The sequence below is a fragment of the Pseudomonas sp. 2848 genome (genome assembly GCF_003253945.1).
GTDB lineage: Bacteria > Pseudomonadota > Gammaproteobacteria > Pseudomonadales > Pseudomonadaceae > Aquipseudomonas.
The window spans coordinates 787873-803409 of sequence record NZ_QKZD01000001.1 but is presented as its reverse complement, the minus strand read 5'-3'; the positions used below and the strand labels follow the sequence as shown (position 1 = coordinate 803409).

Below are 15537 nucleotides of genomic sequence, written 5' to 3'. Positions count from 1 at the left end.
CCACCGCGACAGTTATCGGTATCGTATGGTATGCATTTTGACATCAGCCTCGCTTCGTGAGCTCCAGCCGATTGCCAAGGGCGTCCACCACCCAGACCTCCACATCTTGGAGGTCGATGTCGGACGGCACCACGGTGCTCAACATATATCCTGTGTTTACAGGCCCCTCTGGGTAGATCCTGGCGACATCGGCACGATGACCGTCCGGCACCAAGCGCTTGACCATCACCCCCTTGACCTTGACCTCAATCTCGGCCGGTGCAACCGACGAAAACGCCCAGCCCCCAACGACGATACGTGTCGATGCGAGACCTAACCCCCTTGGGATCTCTATTCCTGTCATGCCTCTAGGCATCGCCTGGACCTCCAGTTTGTCCAGACGACCTTTCACAAACTCAACACCCGGGTTGCCCGCCAAGAACTGCAATTGTCGCGCCTGCGCTTCAACATGCGCCCACTGTTGCCCGATCAAGAGCGCGCTTGGCACGATCGCCAACAAAGCAAATAGCACGTAGCGCACATCCGGCCCAACCCACGAACAACCAAATGCCTGCTTGATGAACATCAGCAACCAGAGGGAGGACAAGGGAACGATACCGACAAAAAACACCAAGCCATTCAAATGGTAGTGAATGGTCATGTGTTTCCATGCCAATACCTGCCAAGACAATGCGGCAAGCAGAGCCAGAAAGGCTGCCAAAGCCCAAGGGTAATCAACGGGAATAGCCTGGCCTGCCCCACGTTTTATCAGTACATACACACAGCGAAGAGCCGCCAAGCCACTCAATATCGAAAAAACGCCAAAGCTCAGTTTAACGGAGAACAGACTCAACGCATCGATTGAGAAGTACTGGACAAAACTCAGCCAGAAGAACAGTAACTGATGCCCTTGCAAATCGGTCGACAGCTTGTCGATAGCAGCCTGCATTCCGCCTTCGAGCTGCAGGCGACCGAGCAAAATATCCGCTCTACCCGCCGCACCATCCCCGCCCGAGTGCATGAGTATTCGACCGAAGATATGATGTACACCGTCCCAGCCGTGGATGGCATAGAGTTGGACCAGATGCAGCAGGAAAGCGACCGAGAACCCTGCCAGGCAGGCAGCAAAAATCCAAATCATGGAACGCAAGCAGATTCCCTGCTTGCTCTGCACGGTTGAAACCACATAGCCGGCGCAGGCAAGAATCGTGAGCGTAGTGATGTATTCGTAGCCACATATCGACTTGAGAAACACGATGAATGCCAGACCGAGCAGAAACAGATGCCGGGGCCGTCGGCCGGCGCCCATCATGCCACCACACGCAATGGAGTACGTCAGTGGCAATATCAAGGTGAACAGCACCCAGTACAGCGAGTAGGCAAACGAATACATCCATCGCGAAGACGCAAAGAGCACGAACACCAGCAACACACCGAAAAAACCAACATTCCGGTATATGAAGGGCACCGCAACCGAGACACTCAATGCCGTCAGCAGCGCAAAGACATTGGATGAAAGCAACGCAAAGTAGGCGACATCTAAAGCATTCAGAAGCTTAAACAAGCCTGCCAACAGGACACCTTGCCCACCGACTTGAGAAAGGTAACTTTGGTAATACCAAGCCCAATGCGAAGTATGGTTTATTCGATCGACAATGATAAATGAGTCCGACCCCGCCCCTCCGACGACACCACCTGCCGCGGTGCCAAACTGAATGCTCCAGACGGCATAGAGGGCGCAAGCAAAAAATAGCGAAAACGCCACTTCGAATGCCTTCACATTCAGCCACAACTTTTCCATCCTCAAGCCCTGACTCCAAAACAAGGAAGACATCCGATTACCCATTCCCCATACGGCAACTCATCAAGCTTACGCCACCCGAGCCGTAATCAGCCCGACGCCCGCTATCACCAACAAGATCCCCACACCGGTCGTCCAGTGGAAAGCCTCGCGAAAAAACACCACTGAAAACAACGCCACCGTCGCCACCGCCCCCGCCGTCAGCACCGGATGGGCCACATTCAGGGGCAACCGCGCCAGCGCCGCCGCGTACAACAGGAACGCCGCGCCGTATAGCCCCAATCCCAGCCAGAACGGCCAGTTGCTCAACGCCGCCATGGGGTCGGCCAGGGACGGGAACTTGCGCGGCGGCAGCATGGCCAGCTTGACCAGCACGCTCGCCGAAGCATTGGACAGGATGCCGAGGATCAGGATCAGCCACTTCGCGCTCATGCCTGCGCCCCCCGGTAGTGCCGTGTCGCGACGTCCAGCGCGCGAGCGACGGTTTGCACATGTGCCTGATCAGCAGTGGCGACCATTTCGATTGCCACGATCTGCTCCGGCAGGTACCGAACCAGTGCGGCGGCCATGCGTGCATGGTCGGTTGCGCCATCGCCCAACGTCACCAGCTGCGGCTCGCTGGCGTGCACATGGCCGATCAGTTCGGCGCAGTCGGCCAGCACCGCGAATGGGTCTTCGTCATTGATCGCCAGCGCACCGGAATCGAACTGCATCCGTACCGCAGGGTGATCGACCAGGCGCACCACCTTCGCGGTCTCGACGGCATTGGTCATGAAGTTGGCGCCGTAGCAGGTTGGGTTGGGCTCCAGGCAGATGATCACGCCGTGGGTCTGGGCGATATCGCCCAGACGACGGAAAAACACTTCGGCCATGGCATGCGCCTGCTGTTCGTCCAGGCCGCTGCGGTCGCGGTTCTTCGGCGAACCGAAGACCAGTCGAGGCGCCTCCATCCAGCCGGCGATACGACAGACCGCCTCCAGGTGGTCGAGCAACGCCGCCTGGCTGACCGCGTCGCCGAACACATTCAGGCCGCTGGTGCCGAACAGCAATGCCTGCATCCCGGTTATCTCGATGCCCCGTGCCCGCCATGCGTCGCGCACGGCCAAGGTTTGCTGCTCGGTAGCCTGGGCCGGTTGCGGGAAGTACTTGCCCGGTGCGATATCGATGGCATCCACGCCAGCGCTGGCCAGCAGCGCGGCGATCTGCTCGTCCTCGGCAACGTCCCAGGCGATGTTGGAAATCGACAGTCTCATGCGCTGGCCTCGGTGGCCTGCTTGCGCGGTTCGGACTGTGCATAGGCACGCACCGCCAGCAGCGTTTCACGCACGCTGTACTGGTAGTCGCCGGTCGTCCCGAACAGCGCGGCATGCCGGGTACGCATGTCGTAGCGGGCGGGCGGATTGGCCAGGGTATTGGCGAACGGCATGGCAAACCCTTGGCTGGCAATATCGCCGACGCTGATCGGCGCCCCGGTCAGGTGCACACACTTGAGACCGGCCGCCAGGGCCACCTGGATATCGCTCCACAGGTTGACCATGGGGTAGAACTGGAACACCCCACGGCTGTCGATGGCTGCAAGATTGTTGTCGTTGAGGAAGTCATAGATGACGTTCTTGCGCAGGCCTGGGCCGACCAGGCCCGGCAGGCGCACGATCAGGTGCTCGGGGAACCACTGCTCGACGAAACGCTCCAGCCGCCGCCGGTTCAGGCCATAGGGGTGCAACCCCTGTTCCTGCACCGGGCTGTCCTCATCCACGCCCTGGGCATTGGCAAAGACATCCACAGTGCTGATCAGGATGAAGGTCTTGCAACGGATGGTTTTCAGGTGGGCGATCAGCCCGTCGATCGTCTGCCGATCGGCCTCCGGTTCACGGTTGGCGATCCATTTCTGCGCTGGCGCTCCCGCGCACACCACGGTATCGAAGGTCTTACCTTCGATCTCGGCAATATTGGTCGAACGGTAGCGCGAGGCGAACGCCTGCTGGCGCAGCAGTGTGCTGCCGACGAACCCGGAGAATCCTATCAGTGCATGGGTATTCATTCAGTACTCGATCCCCTGGCGTTCCTGCCTCGAGGCCGGCGTGAACGCCTCGCCATCGAGCTGTTCAAGAACGTCGTAGATGTTGTCGATCTTGCTGCCCAGCACGGAATAGCAGCCAGGCAGCCCTTGGTGTTTTTCGAAGAGGATCGGTCGCCCGTCGTCCCCTTCGTTCTTCAGCAGCACCGTCTTGACCTCGAACAGCGAGTCGACATGGACGGCGCCCTGGATAGCCGGGATGTAGCGTTCGACGTCGCGAATCATGCGGTCGACACGCGACGCGCGTGCATACTCGTCCAGCCGTGCATAGGGATCAAGCCCGGCCTGGTCGTTCCAGTGCAGGTGCGGGGTGTAGCGCACATGCGACAGCGTGTGCAGGCCGCGCGCGGGGAACGGCATCATCGAGAAGAACGGCCCGTCCATGACCGTGACGCCGATATCCTCCAGCGTGGCGGGCATGCGCATCAGCGCCATCTCGGTAATTTCCTGCTTGAGCCCGCTGCGCACGCCCGGAAAATCCCCCGCGAACTGATTCAGGCCACTGTAGGTACAGTTGAAGACATACCGGCAGGTAATCGCCTCGGATGCCAGGCCCTGCCCCTGCACGACGACCTGCTGCTGTTGCGAAGGCAGGCCGTTGATGGCCACAACACGACTATTGCAGCGCAACTCGACCCCACCTTCACCGAGCTCGTGCTGGGCCCAGGCGGCCAACCGGGTCGTGTCGAAGGCGTATTCCTGCACCAGGAACACCTCTTCGATCAGGCGCGGCTCGAACAATCGCTTGTGCTCGAGCGCGGCTGGCACGACGCTGGCGCCGATATCCCGGCAAAAGCGCTGGAACTGCGCGGCAGTGACTTTCGAGTTGCGCCGCGCGATGGCATACAACTTGGTGAAATCCTGGCGGATGGCCTCGGGCCAGTCCTGGATGAAACGCGGCAGGTTGATGCGGCTGCGGTAAGCGGTGGTGAAGCTGCGCGGATAGTGGTAGCCATTATGGACCCGCGCCTGGTTGTGATATGAGGCGCGCTGGAGCAGCGATGCTTCGCGCTCCACCAGCAGGACACGCTTGAACCCACGTTGCCTGGCCAGGTAGATCGCGATTGAGCAACCATAGAAGCCCCCACCAATGACCACCGCATCGAAATCGGCGGTACGCGCGCCCTCCATCAGCCGTGCTCCTGCGCCGCAGACTGGTTGGCCGCGCCTGCCGAGACATCCTCGACGTTGAGTTTCTCACGGCGGGTGATGCGGGCGCTGTTGAGTTCCTGGCCCACGTGGTACAGCGGCCCCTCGTTGGACAGGCTGGCCATGTTGAGGATGTACTCGCCCAATACCAGCAGTACCAGCGAAATCAGGAAGAACATCCCCGACTGCTGCAGCGAAACACTGATCCAGCCCGCCGCAACGTTGTCCTTGAACAGCGCGATGGCAATGACGTAGATGCAGTAGACCAGGTTGGCGATGGCGCCGAACAGTGACAGCGAGGTCACCAGGCGCATCGGCGCGCGGGTGGTCGAGACCAGCAGGCGCATGCCCCGGTCGATGCTCTCGCCCAGGCGCTTGGTGGCCGGCGCTGCCGGGGTGGCGCTGTAGGTGAGGTAGGCACGGGCAAAGCCACCGGTGGCCGGCAGGTGACGATAGGTCATGGCTGGCTGGGGATGCTGCAGGATGAAGTTGATTACCCGCTTGTTGAGGATGCGAAACTGCGGTGCTTCCTTGGCCAGGTGCACACCGTTGAAGGCGCTGTAGAGGCGATGGAACACCGTGTAGGCCGTGCGATAGGCCCAGCTCTGCGCCGGTTTCTGCTGGTTGCTGGCAAACACCACATCCGCACCCTCGGTCGCCTGCTCGAGCATCTGCGGCACGAACCCGATGTCATCGAACAGTGGATCGATGACCGCGACATAGTCACCAAGCGCGTTTTCCAGGCCCACCCAGGAGGCCGTGTCGCCATCGACTTCCTTGGTCAACGCATAGACCTGCAGGTTGGCCAGACCTTGTTCACCCGTCAGGCGCTTGAGCGTGGCGATGCTGTCGTCGTCCGATGCGTTGTCGACGATGATCAACTCATAGTCGCTGACCAGCGACGACACCACAGCGGCGGCGTCGGTGAGCATGCGTTCCAGCGCTGAAGCCTGGTTCTTCACCACGAAGACGACGGACAGGAAGCAGGGGTAAAAAGCCATTTTTCATCTCTTTCATGGATCGAGCGATTCGGTGTGAAATCGCTCGGCAAACAGCCCGGTCACAGCAGCCCGGGCTGTCGATTCATGCGTTGAGCGCCACGACGGTCGCAACCACCGCCAACTGGTGCGCCTGGCAATAGGCTTGCCAGCCCTGGAACTCCGACCAGCCGGCAATGAACACGAAGTCCAGGCCGTGGGCCGAAGAAGCCACATGGTCATAACGGCTATCGCCGAGGAACAACGCCGGCTGGACGATGTTCTGGCACGCCATCTCGCGCGCCAGGATGTCCTCCTTGCTATCCGGGCTGCCATAGATACCGCCGTCGAACAACTCGGCCAGGCCGCGCGCCTCGAACACATCGCGCAACTCCGCTTGCGCACCACCAGACACGATGAGCCAGCGCGCCTTCGGCGTGCGGGCCCGCAGTTCATGCAATCCCGGGGTGATCGCGCAACTCATCAAGCCGTCACGCACCTCACGGGCATAGCTGGCCAACAGTGTTTCCAAGTCGGGGCCCGGTGTACCGGGGGCCACCAGGTTATCGAGCAGATACTGAAATTTCTTGAAGCGCGAGATCCCGCCATTCTGGGTATGGTGGCTCACCAACTGCCTGGCGGCATTGTCGCCATAGGGGAGCGCCGCTTTATAGAAGGCTTCGGTCTTGACCTTGTTGGAGTCGAGAATGACGCCATCGCAATCGAAGACCAGCGTGGCATAGCCGCGTGGATCGACAGTCATACTGCCACCCCGCTCTTGACCATCATTTCGCCCAGGGCAAAGTCTTCCGGCCAGTCGATATCGAACCCGGATTCCGCCGGCGAAACGAACAGCAAAGGCGTCTTGCCGATTCGATCGTTGTAATGCCGGTAATTGGCCCGACTGCTGATGAAGACTGCACTGTCGACCTCATAAAGCGGCTTGAGGGTCTGCGTGCGCGGCCACTTCTCCTGCGCGCGGTCGTAGTTTACCGGTCCGTCCTCGTTCCACAGGAAGCCCTGAATCTTCTTTACCGACATCAGCGAGTCAAAACCTTGCGCGGTGCAGGCCAGGTAGCGCTCTATCGCGGCGCTGTAGCAGGCCGAGGTGAAGAACGGCGAGGTCACGTGGGTCCAGACAATATGCTCGCCCGAGGTGATGGCATGGGCCAATGCAACCAGCTCATCCGTGCTCGTACTGCTGCTGGCCAAGCCATCCTCGCGCCGATGGATCTTCAGCTTGGAGGATTCGAGCGATTGCGCATAGGCAATGATGTCATCGTCATTGGTGCTCAGGACCACCTCGTCCAGCGACTCGCAGGCCAGCAACTGGGCAAGCTTGATCTGGATCAGGCCAAACTCGTAGCCACCGAAGGGCTTGATGTTCTTGCGCACCACGCGCTCGCTGCCCTTACGGCAGGGAAGAAAACACGACACGCTCATACCGACTCCTTGAGGTCGCCATAAATGCTCACGCAGGGCACGTCATACCGGGTCGGCGTCACGGCCAGTACAGCGCGGGCACCGGAACTGGCGGAGTAGAGCTTGAACAACTGCACCATCTCGGCATTGCGTGGGTCGTCCGCGCCATAGCCATCAAAGCCTGCAAGCAGGATTCGCGAAGCCTTGCCACTGGTGGAAATGGCCAGGGCATAGGCGATAACCATGGAGACCGGCAGGACGCAGTGTTGCTCGAGATACTCGAACGTGTCGGACTTGACCTCGATGCCGAAGTCCAGCAGCGTCTTGCCCTGCAAGGCCTTCTTGACGTCCTCGGGCAACATCGAGGCCGGCGTAATCAACGGCTGGGGCAACGAAACGTGCTCAGCGCAGTCGGCCAGCAGCCGGACGGGGTGGCAGGCAACGCGAACATCGATCAGCGCCGAGTCGAGCGTGGTCTGCGTGTTGAGCGCGATCACGAACGGCCTGGCCTTCTCGATGTAGCGCTCCAGCGCCGCCTTGTGCGCGGCCACGCCAGGCCCGGTACCGATCAGCAGCACTTCACGGCCCCCGATCAACTGTGCCGGGCTCCAGGCACCACGCGTCGGCCCCTGGTAGAAGTTACGCGCCGCATCCAGCGTATGCAGGCTGAATTTCTTTCCGCCCTCGATACGCAAATGCTCGATCACGGCGAGGATGTCCTCTTCGCTGTAGCGAGAATCGCCAAGCATCTCCTGGATGTAGGTGGGGTGAATCCCGTATTTACCCGAGAGGTAGTAATAGGTATTGGTACCCCAGCCGCACTTTTGCTGCAGGGGTTTGAAGTACTGCTCCACCAGCACCATCAGCGGGGTAATGTTGCACGCCTGCCGGCGACCCTCGGCCAGCTCGAGCACCAGATATTCGGTCTTGGCGTTACCCGGCCCGCGCCCCATGCCGGTGACCGTCGCATCCAGCCACTGGACACCTTCGGCCTTCGCCCGCAGGGTGTTGGCAAGTGCCAGGCTCATGTTGTCGTGGGTATGGATGCCCATGGGGCCGTGCCAGTAAGCCCTGAACCAGCCAATCACCTCGGCGACATCATCGGGGTTCATGCTGCCCATGCTGTCGGCGAAGTACAGGACATCCAGCGGCCATTCGCTCGCCTGGCGCGCCAGCGCCTTGATCTCCTCAGCCCCGCGATCGGCGACCTGCATCAGGTTGAACCCCACCTGAAAGCCACGTGCTTTCAGCCAGGTGACCGCTGGCAGCGCGGCGGCAAATTCGTGCACGTGGCAGGCAATCCTGACCAGGCTGACTGGCGAGTGCTCGCGTGACTGGGGGAACAACTTAGCCAGGACCTGTTCAAGGGTCAGGCCTGGCGTGAACAACTCGGAAGCATTGAGCATGACGCCCACATCGAGTGAGGGCGGCACATTCAGGCCACGAATGTAATCATCCGTGGTGAACGCACTGGCCCCCTTGAACGAGGTGTTCTTGAGGTTGCGCAGCCCCAGTTCCACAACATCAACACCAGCGGCCGCCATGGCCTGCAGGTATTTATTGACCACTTCCTGTGGGAAGTCCCAATTGTTGTAGTAGCCACCATCCCTCAACGTGCAGTCGATAATATACATAACATCCTCAGGAGAAGTGTTCGCGTTCATAAACAGCGAACAGCTCACGGAAGTACTGGCTATGGGCAAGGTTGAAGCCAAGTCCGGAATCCGCTTCGGCGGCGGAACGACGCATGAGTTCGAAGAACACGCGGCGTATCAGGGGCGCGCAGGCCAGGATTTCAATATTCCTGGTGAAGAACACATCCATCGCATCGTCTTCGGCGAGTTGATTGGTCTTCATCCCCCCCCAATAGGGCAACTGTGGCCTGAAGACTTTGCGCTCGTCGGGCTTCTCGACCTCATCGAAAATACAGTGCTTGCTCTGGAAGAAGCGCTCGGCATACATGTAGTTGGACACCGCCAAGGCGCCCAGGCGCTCCTCTGCCGTACCGTAGTCCGCAAAGGTATCCACCAGCGACCACAGGTAACGCGCATCCAGAAACTCGAGCCAGAAGGGCAACAACGACTCACTGAGAAAGCGAAAGTGAGTGAAGTCGGACGCCGCATGCGGGTAATTCATGCCGACGAACTTGCCGCGCCCGGAAACCCCTCGCTTGCCCCGGCGCAAGCGAATCATCAGGTTCTTGTAGGCAATCAGGTCGCAGCTTTGCGCAAGGACACTTTCGGTGTCACCGGCCAGATAGGCATATTCATGCCGAGGCAGCAGTTCATGCACCACGAAGCGCGAATGCCAGTCCGCCTGGACGCCATACAGTCGCCATTGTTCAATGCGCGCTGACGCATTGGCGATCACGACCTTGTAGATGTTGCCTGGCTGCAGTGCATATCGGCCACCGGGGAAGGAAAAGCCGCACGCACCATCGGCGTGGTACCCGGCAGCAACGACATCCGGTCGCGGCTGATCGCAGGCAACCGTGCCAAGGCACAGGCTGCGGTGATAGAGCGACACCGTGGTCTGGCCGTCCGCACCGGCATACCAACCACAAATGGCCTGGTTGTTCAGGTCGACATCAATGGAAAACTTGCCGCTATCGATCATCTCGGCAAGCCCTTCACCCATCGGACCTGCGCCTTCCCCCTGGTTCATGTCAGATCAACCCCCGCTCGAATGCCGCACGCTTCCAACCAAACAAGGTGTTGCGTCCGAACGGCCTGGCATACATCAGGCGACGGAAACGCGACGCTTGCTCTTCGCTCAGGTCGTCGGCGATGGTTTCCACGTCACGGACAGAGAATGCGCCGCGGTACAAGCCATCGAGCTTGATGAACGGCAAGCCAATGCGGTGCAGGAAGATACCGTTCTGGTGGACCTGCGAACCCTTGATGAAGAAGTCGAGGAAGGCGTACAGCGCCTCGCTGCGCAGCGACCCCTTCAGCGCTTCGCCTACATGTTCTCCACCCATCACGCTGGCGCCAATGAAGCGGCTGTAGTCCTCGATGCTTTCCGTGTAGTGCACGGGCAGGTTCTCGAGCTTTTCCAACTCGGTGCCTTCGAGGTTGACCCCGACCAGACTGGCCGAGTTGTGCAGGTATTTGGCAACCACTTTCTCGGAGACATGGCCGAACGAGAAGCTGGGGAACTCCGGGTTGACATCCTCCCGCACTAGCGCGTGAATGCCATTGAGAACGTCGGGGTTGGCCCTGAGGTACGCGGAGGCTGCGGCGACATCGTAGTGGGCACGGAAGTTTTCTGGCGAGCTGACACACGAGCGCAGGGCCTTGGACAATGCCATTTCACCGCGCTTGATCACCAGCGGGCGAACATCCGAGCACTTGTAGCTGGCCCAGTACTTGCGCAACTTGGGATGACGCAACACGTTCCCGGCGAAGGCAATGCAGAACGAGCCAAGGTGATGCTCGATCTCGAAGTTTTCCGTGCCGCCGAGAGCCTCGATCGGAGACTCGAGCATGTCCTTGAGAAACGCGCAGTTTTTCGACTCGCTGTAGAAGACACTGTCGTTGAGCATCAGCAAGCGTGGGCACTGCTCCGCCAACCCCTGCTTGTACAGGTAGTTGAACCCGGTCTGGTAACTGCCGAAGTCGCGACCGAAATTGTATTTTTCGATGTAGCAGTCAACCACATCGTCATACTGGCTCGGGTTGCCGATCTTCAAGGTATTGACGCACAGCACATAGATGCCCTGGCGCTTGGCACTGGCCAGCAGGTGCAGGATGTCCTGGCGGATCTCGCCTTTTTCGAACAAGGCGATCATCAGGATCTTTTCGCCCTGGTAAGGCTTGGCAAAGACCACTTTATCTTTCTTGCCAATGCTCTTCAGCCGGTTCAGGTCCGATTGCATGGAGACATAGGCGTACGCCGCCGGATAGAGCAGGCGGTTTTTCACATTCTGCAGGATACCCAACCTAAATTTCCTTACTCAGCTCAGTGTCAGGATGGTGATCAGATGAACTTGACGTTCTTCTTGATAGTGCACTGCACGGTCCGCTTGCCTTCCGACATCTTGACCATGATGCTGTAAACCCCCTGCGGCAGAGCCGAGGCGTCCGCGTACAGCAGGAAACCGGCATTCTTGATGGTTTCACGGCTGTAGGCCTTGGCTACATCGAGGCGCTCGCCGCGCTTGCCGCCCGCGAAGTTGAAGGCGTTACCCTGGGCATCCTTCAACACGATTTCGATATTCGCAGGCGTGGTCATGGTGCTTTTGTCGAATGCCCAACCACGGATATCCATCCGGCCCGGAGCCACTTGCACCAGGTGCTCCTGGCTGCCATTGATGAAGTCTAGATGGCAACTGTCAGTCGACGTAGTCACGGCCACTGCGTCAGATTCATCGGAGCCGCAGCCCGCCAACGCAAAGGCCAGCGAAAACGTCATCCCATACACAAACGGCTTCATACACTCCCCCAACAAACAATTATTTTGCACGAACAATTTCGTCATAAATCGCCAGTACCTCACCGACCGACCCGCCGGCAATGGCCTGGCCGTCCTGCAAGATCACGCAACGATCACACAAGTTTTCTATTTGGCTTCTTGAATGCGAGACCAGCACGACAGTCTGCCCCGATGCGATTTTCTGCATCATGGTGCGCTCGGCCTTTTTCCTGAAACTGGCATCCCCGACACTCAGCACTTCGTCGACTAGCAGGACATCGGGGCTGACCGTGGTGCTGATGGCGAACCCCAGGCGGGAGGCCATGCCAGTGGAAAAATTGCGTACCGGTTCATTGAAGTAGTCACCGAGCTCGGAATATTCCTGGATTTCATCCAGACGCTGGAGGATCTGCTTTTTGGAGTAACCCAGCAGCATACCGCCGAAGATGGCGTTATCCCGTCCACTGAGGTTACTGTCAAAACCGGCCTGCAGCGCCAACAGGGCCACCGAGGCACCGTGATTGGTCAGGCTGCCACTGTCTGGTCTCAAGGCGCCGGACATGATCTTCAACAGCGTGGACTTTCCAGCGCCATTCATGCCGAGAACGCCCAACGTTTCGCCGGCATACACTTCGAGATTGACGCCTCGTAATGGCTCAAAATAGCTTGCCCGGTGCCCTTGCCCAGCCAACTTGAAACGTACGCCGACGTCGCGCAGTGACAGAAAGGCCCTGCTCATGACATCCCCCTGCGCACGAAGTGGCGGCGTTGATGCCTGTAGATCAGTGCCACCATCACGCCGCCGGCAAGCGCCACGGCCAGTACGTAGGCCATGCTGGCGACATCGGGCGCACGGCCCTGCAAGATCACCTCGCGGTATGCCGCGATGACCAGCGTCATGGGGTTGAATTCAACCCACTGGCCGATGATGCCGGACAGGGTTTGGTATTGATAGATGACACCAGACAGGAACATCAACAGCATCAGACCGGTACCGACTAGGTTGGCCAAGTCACGTAGTACGCTCACGGCGGCGGCAAGCAACATGCCCACGACCACCGTCAGCGCCAGTTGCACCAAGATGATCACAGGCAAATATAACAAGGCCCAACTGAGGGTCTTGGGATCAGTTGCCATGCCTAGCAACAGGAGCAGCAACAACGCCGGCAATTGCTTGAGGGTGGATTGCACAATACTGACCAGCGGGAAGAAAGCAGGCGGCACATTGCTATTCAACATCAATGACTGCCCGCCCAGAATGCTCGTCGCGCTGATCGAAATAGCCTTGCTGAACCACATCCAGGGAACCAAGCCGCAGAGCAGGAACAGCCCGTAGTTCTCAACACCCGCATTGAGCAGCTTGCCGAACAGGAAGTAATAGATCACCAAGTGCAACAGCGGCTCGATGACCACCCAGGCATGAGTCAGGTAAGTCCTTGCCGCTTCGGACTTGAGGTTCAATATTGCCTTGGTGAACACCAGCCCCGCGAAATTGAGCCAGCCCCTTCTCGACCTGACGTCGTGAGATAGCGACGCGGGTTGTGCCGACGGCTCCACGGTGCTCAGAATCTCGGGACCATATTGGGACGCCAAGCGATAACGACGAGCGGATGCCAGGTCACCTTGCATCTTGCAGGCATTAGCCATCTGCAAATAACCACGGCTCTCTTCGGGCTTGAGTTCGATAACCCGCCGCCAATAGCGTACGGCCTGCTCCCAGTCCCCACGCTTTTCTGCCAGCTCTGCAGCCTGGAGCACCGGTTCGCAGCGCTCTCCAGCGCACTCACGAGCCATCATGTTGAAAGCCTGAGCCTGGGCAAAATTGCCTCGACGCATTTCCAGATCGGCCGCCTGGCATAGCAGTTGCCACTGCTCACCCACCTGCTGACGCCCTTGGCTCAGGAAGGCTGACTCCTGTGCCAGATCGCCCTGCAGACGAGCCCACTCTGCACAGGTCAACCAAGTAGCGACATGCTGGGCAAAGCGCAGCCGTGCGTGCGCCAGCAGTTCATCAGCAGCGTGGTAATGCCCTTGACGCATCAAACTGACCGCCCCTTGCAGCCAAGGCGTCGGATGACCGCTGTATTGCTGGCGGAATGCCTGCCAGAGCGTCGCGGCCTCTACCCAACGCTTCTGACGCATTGATCCCATTGCCAACTCAAATGCTTGTGCTGGAGGGAGACTTTCGATCTGTGACATATCCGTCAGTTCGGGCCAAAAGTGAAATGCAAGGCATCACACATCGCAACCGGCCAGGCCGCAGCGAATATTGTGCTCACCCATTTGCCTGCTCGAACACATCGGCCTCGGCCAGCATCCTACCCTGCTGGTCCTTCTCCGACAGCTGAGGCTCACCCACAAACGGCCAGTCAATACCAATCTCGGGGTCGTTCCAGGCAATGCAACGCTCATGCGTCGGGGCGTAGTAGTCGGTGGTCTTGTAAAGGAACTCGGCGGTCTCGGAGAGCACCACGAACCCATGGGCAAAACCTTCCGGCACCCATAACTGGTGTTTGTTCTCTGCCGACAGATGAGCGCCGACCCACTGGCCAAAGGTCGGTGAGCCACGGCGGATGTCCACTGCCACGTCGAATACCTCGCCCTGCGCCACCCGTACCAGCTTGCCCTGAGCCTGCTGCACCTGGTAGTGAAGGCCACGCAGCACCCCCTTGACCGAACGTGAGTGATTGTCTTGAACGAACGTCACAGAGTGGCCGACCGCATCCTCAAAGACCCTCTGGTTAAAGCTCTCGAAGAAGAATCCGCGTTCATCACCAAATACACGGGGCTCGAACAGCACCACGCCTTTAATCTTCGTAGGAATCGCTTTCATCCGTAGATCCTCTCCAGCAGCAGGCGCTTGAGATAACGGCCATAGCCGTTCTTCAACATCGGGGTGGCGAGTTCTTCCAACTGCTGCGGTGTGATCCACCCCTGACGGAAAGCAACCTCCTCAGGGCAAGCGACCTTCAGGCCCTGGCGATGCTCGATGGTTGCGATGTAGTGGCTAGCCTCTAGCAAGGAGTCATGAGTACCGGTGTCCAACCAGGCATAACCACGCCCCATGATCTCTACCGACAGCCTGCTCTGCTCCAAGTAGATCCGATTGACATCGGTAATTTCCAGCTCGCCACGCGGAGAGGGTTTGATGCTCTTGGCAATCTCCACAACCTGCTGGTCATAGAAATAAAGGCCGGTAACGGCATAGTTGGACTTAGGCTGCAGTGGTTTCTCGACCAAGCTGATTGCCTTGCCTTGTTCATCGAACTCGACCACGCCATATCGCTCTGGATCGTTGACGTGATAAGCGAAAACGGTGGCGCCCTGTTCACGCGTGGTTGCGCTGTCGAGTAGTTCACTGAAGTGGTGGCCATAGAAGATGTTATCGCCCAGCACCAGTGCCGAAAGGTCGTTGCCGATAAACTGCTCACCAATCAGGAATGCCTGAGCCAGGCCGTCCGGCGATGCCTGCACCGCATAGGAAATGTTCACACCCCAGCGATGACCATCACCAAGCAGATGCTCGAAACGCGGCGTGTCCTGAGGCGTGGAGATAATCAGGATATCGCGGATTCCGGCAAGCATCAGCGTAGTCAGCGGATAGTAGATCATCGGCTTGTCGTACACAGGCAACAACTGCTTGGAGATCGACAGCGTGGCAGGGTGCAGCCGGGTTCCCGAGCCGCCGGCCAGGATGATTCCTTTACGTTTGCTCATCA

At 59.1% G+C, this 15537-nt stretch carries 16 protein-coding genes; all 16 read right to left on the bottom strand.

What is annotated here, in order from left to right; all coding sequences use genetic code 11:
- Nucleotides 1-43 precede the first annotated feature (43 nt).
- Nucleotides 44-1780, bottom strand: coding sequence for a hypothetical protein (locus DFS21_RS03735; RefSeq protein ID WP_146603131.1), 1737 nt, complete (start codon nt 1778-1780; stop codon nt 44-46).
- A 69-nt stretch (nt 1781-1849) separates the two neighbouring features.
- Nucleotides 1850-2212 carry an EamA family transporter gene (locus tag DFS21_RS03730; protein ID WP_111531862.1) on the bottom strand — a complete coding sequence of 121 codons (363 nt, stop codon included), beginning with the start codon at nt 2210-2212 and terminating at the stop codon, nt 1850-1852.
- Entirely contained in the window at nt 2209-3033 is an 825-nt protein-coding gene (locus DFS21_RS03725) for a sugar phosphate isomerase/epimerase (protein WP_111531861.1), read from the bottom strand. The genes DFS21_RS03730 and DFS21_RS03725 overlap by 4 nt, the downstream gene beginning before the upstream one ends.
- A complete protein-coding gene (locus DFS21_RS03720; RefSeq protein ID WP_111531860.1) occupies nt 3030-3821 on the bottom strand; it encodes an NAD(P)-dependent oxidoreductase in 792 nt (263 codons plus the stop codon). Before DFS21_RS03720 ends, DFS21_RS03725 begins: the two co-directional genes overlap by 4 nt.
- Nucleotides 3822-4988, bottom strand: coding sequence for an FAD-dependent oxidoreductase (locus DFS21_RS03715; protein WP_178081992.1), 1167 nt, complete (start codon nt 4986-4988; stop codon nt 3822-3824).
- The gene (locus DFS21_RS03710) at nt 4988-6007 is read right to left on the bottom strand and encodes a glycosyltransferase (protein ID WP_111531858.1); all 1020 of its coding nucleotides are present in this window, start codon (nt 6005-6007) and stop codon (nt 4988-4990) included. The genes DFS21_RS03715 and DFS21_RS03710 overlap by 1 nt, the downstream gene beginning before the upstream one ends.
- Before the next feature lie 82 nt (nt 6008-6089).
- The gene (locus tag DFS21_RS03705; RefSeq protein ID WP_111531857.1) at nt 6090-6746 is read right to left on the bottom strand and encodes an HAD family hydrolase; all 657 of its coding nucleotides are present in this window, start codon (nt 6744-6746) and stop codon (nt 6090-6092) included.
- Nucleotides 6743-7426, bottom strand: a complete 684-nt coding sequence (locus tag DFS21_RS03700) for a cytidylyltransferase domain-containing protein (protein ID WP_111531856.1) — start codon at nt 7424-7426, stop codon at nt 6743-6745. The genes DFS21_RS03705 and DFS21_RS03700 overlap by 4 nt, the downstream gene beginning before the upstream one ends.
- Nucleotides 7423-9087 (bottom strand): aldolase catalytic domain-containing protein, encoded by a 1665-nt coding sequence (locus DFS21_RS03695; RefSeq protein ID WP_371926756.1) that lies wholly within the window; start codon nt 9085-9087, stop codon nt 7423-7425. The genes DFS21_RS03700 and DFS21_RS03695 overlap by 4 nt, the downstream gene beginning before the upstream one ends.
- The gene (locus tag DFS21_RS03690; protein ID WP_146603130.1) at nt 9047-10069 is read right to left on the bottom strand and encodes a hypothetical protein; all 1023 of its coding nucleotides are present in this window, start codon (nt 10067-10069) and stop codon (nt 9047-9049) included. Before DFS21_RS03690 ends, DFS21_RS03695 begins: the two co-directional genes overlap by 41 nt.
- A gap of 1 nt (nt 10070) precedes the next feature.
- Nucleotides 10071-11345, bottom strand: coding sequence for a hypothetical protein (locus DFS21_RS03685; protein WP_111531853.1), 1275 nt, complete (start codon nt 11343-11345; stop codon nt 10071-10073).
- Between the two features lie 38 nt (nt 11346-11383).
- Nucleotides 11384-11839, bottom strand: coding sequence for a hypothetical protein (locus DFS21_RS26410; RefSeq protein ID WP_146603129.1), 456 nt, complete (start codon nt 11837-11839; stop codon nt 11384-11386).
- A 19-nt stretch (nt 11840-11858) separates the two neighbouring features.
- A complete protein-coding gene (locus DFS21_RS03675; RefSeq protein WP_111531851.1) occupies nt 11859-12557 on the bottom strand; it encodes an ABC transporter ATP-binding protein in 699 nt (232 codons plus the stop codon).
- Nucleotides 12554-14017, bottom strand: coding sequence for an ABC transporter permease (locus DFS21_RS03670; RefSeq protein ID WP_111531850.1), 1464 nt, complete (start codon nt 14015-14017; stop codon nt 12554-12556). The genes DFS21_RS03675 and DFS21_RS03670 overlap by 4 nt, the downstream gene beginning before the upstream one ends.
- A 76-nt stretch (nt 14018-14093) precedes the next feature.
- Entirely contained in the window at nt 14094-14651 is a 558-nt protein-coding gene (rfbC, locus tag DFS21_RS03665; RefSeq protein WP_111531849.1) for a dTDP-4-dehydrorhamnose 3,5-epimerase, read from the bottom strand.
- On the bottom strand, nt 14648-15535 hold the full coding sequence (gene rfbA / locus DFS21_RS03660; protein WP_111531848.1) for a glucose-1-phosphate thymidylyltransferase RfbA: 888 nt from the start codon (nt 15533-15535) through the stop codon (nt 14648-14650). The genes rfbC and rfbA overlap by 4 nt, the downstream gene beginning before the upstream one ends.
- Nucleotides 15536-15537: the final 2 nt, after the last annotated feature.

What these genes read in the sequence shown, in the direction of transcription:
- DFS21_RS26410 (WP_146603129.1), bottom strand. Translation starts at nt 11,839, where the DNA reads ATGAAGCCGTTTGTGTATGGGATGACGTTTTCGCTGGCCTTTGCGTTG.
- DFS21_RS03720 (WP_111531860.1), bottom strand. Translation starts at nt 3,821, where the DNA reads ATGAATACCCATGCACTGATAGGATTCTCCGGGTTCGTCGGCAGCACA.
- rfbC (WP_111531849.1), bottom strand. Translation starts at nt 14,651, where the DNA reads ATGAAAGCGATTCCTACGAAGATTAAAGGCGTGGTGCTGTTCGAGCCC.
- DFS21_RS03700 (WP_111531856.1), bottom strand. Translation starts at nt 7,426, where the DNA reads ATGAGCGTGTCGTGTTTTCTTCCCTGCCGTAAGGGCAGCGAGCGCGTG.
- DFS21_RS03705 (WP_111531857.1), bottom strand. Translation starts at nt 6,746, where the DNA reads ATGACTGTCGATCCACGCGGCTATGCCACGCTGGTCTTCGATTGCGAT.
- DFS21_RS03725 (WP_111531861.1), bottom strand. Translation starts at nt 3,033, where the DNA reads ATGAGACTGTCGATTTCCAACATCGCCTGGGACGTTGCCGAGGACGAG.
- DFS21_RS03735 (WP_146603131.1), bottom strand. Translation starts at nt 1,780, where the DNA reads ATGGAAAAGTTGTGGCTGAATGTGAAGGCATTCGAAGTGGCGTTTTCG.
- DFS21_RS03675 (WP_111531851.1), bottom strand. Translation starts at nt 12,557, where the DNA reads ATGAGCAGGGCCTTTCTGTCACTGCGCGACGTCGGCGTACGTTTCAAG.
- DFS21_RS03710 (WP_111531858.1), bottom strand. Translation starts at nt 6,007, where the DNA reads ATGGCTTTTTACCCCTGCTTCCTGTCCGTCGTCTTCGTGGTGAAGAAC.
- DFS21_RS03715 (WP_178081992.1), bottom strand. Translation starts at nt 4,988, where the DNA reads ATGGAGGGCGCGCGTACCGCCGATTTCGATGCGGTGGTCATTGGTGGG.
- rfbA (WP_111531848.1), bottom strand. Translation starts at nt 15,535, where the DNA reads ATGAGCAAACGTAAAGGAATCATCCTGGCCGGCGGCTCGGGAACCCGG.
- DFS21_RS03670 (WP_111531850.1), bottom strand. Translation starts at nt 14,017, where the DNA reads ATGTCACAGATCGAAAGTCTCCCTCCAGCACAAGCATTTGAGTTGGCA.
- DFS21_RS03690 (WP_146603130.1), bottom strand. Translation starts at nt 10,069, where the DNA reads ATGAACCAGGGGGAAGGCGCAGGTCCGATGGGTGAAGGGCTTGCCGAG.
- DFS21_RS03730 (WP_111531862.1), bottom strand. Translation starts at nt 2,212, where the DNA reads ATGAGCGCGAAGTGGCTGATCCTGATCCTCGGCATCCTGTCCAATGCT.